Below are 943 nucleotides of genomic sequence, written 5' to 3' on the forward strand. Positions count from 1 at the left end.
GGATAGACAGCAGGATTTACCCGTTTATTGGCAGAAAGTTTCCCTAGTTCACCAATCCATATCTCTTGCGCTGCAGGTGAAACAATATACTCCATAAAGGCTCTTGCTTCCGGAGTATCTTTAAACATAGCAAACATATCTGCTGCTCCTAAAGCAGGTGTCCCATACTGAGGATCAATAGGTGGGAAGGGGAAGAAATCAAAATCTTCACCAGGGACTAATCTTGGAAAATGGTCAAGTATAAAGCTTTTGATAAAAGTGGCTTGTCTATGCAAATAAGCATTCGGTGGAGTAGTAAATAAAGCATCTGGCGAATCTCCAAAGTTGATAGTTAGTTCCGCATTTGTTCCACCATAGACATACTTCTTGTTCAAGGCAATTTGGCCAAATAAATCAAAAGCCCTTTGTACACTATCATCAAGCCAGGAAATTCCATGTTTGACCCACAAATCATAAACTTCTGGTTTTACAGTTCGAAGCATAATGTCTTCAATCCAGTCTGTACCAGCCCACCCACTAGCTGCCCCAGATTCAAGACCTATAGCCCAAGGAGTTTTACCATCAGCTACTATTTTATCGGAAAGAGCAATCATTTCATCCCAGGTTGTTGGCACTTTATAACCAGCAGCAGCAAATGCTTTAGGATTATACCAAACTAAACTTTTAAGGTCGGCAGAAATAAATACTCCACAGAATTTTCCCTGATAAGTACCAAGATCTATCCAGGTTGAGGAGTAATCACTTCGTAGTACATCCATATCCATAAAAGTGCTTAAATCCACTAATTTATTTTCTTTGGCAAATTCTATCATCTGCCCCGGATTCGGTATAGCTGACACATCAGGTGGATTGCCAGCTTCTACTTGAGTAGTTAAAACTGCAGGAAGATCTCTCGTCCCGGTGAATTCAACTTTAATACCAGTTTCAGCTTCAAATGGGGCTA

1 protein-coding gene is annotated in these 943 nt (G+C 40.5%); it reads right to left on the bottom strand.

The window, feature by feature from the left end:
• A partial coding sequence (locus COZ07_RS10570) for an ABC transporter substrate-binding protein (protein ID WP_406608531.1) occupies positions 1 to 943 on the bottom strand: 943 nt, incomplete at both ends.

Origin of the sequence: Candidatus Infernicultor aquiphilus (assembly GCF_002784285.1) — a bacterium.
In the GTDB taxonomy this organism is placed as follows: Bacteria; Atribacterota; Phoenicimicrobiia; order Phoenicimicrobiales; family Phoenicimicrobiaceae; genus Infernicultor; species Infernicultor aquiphilus.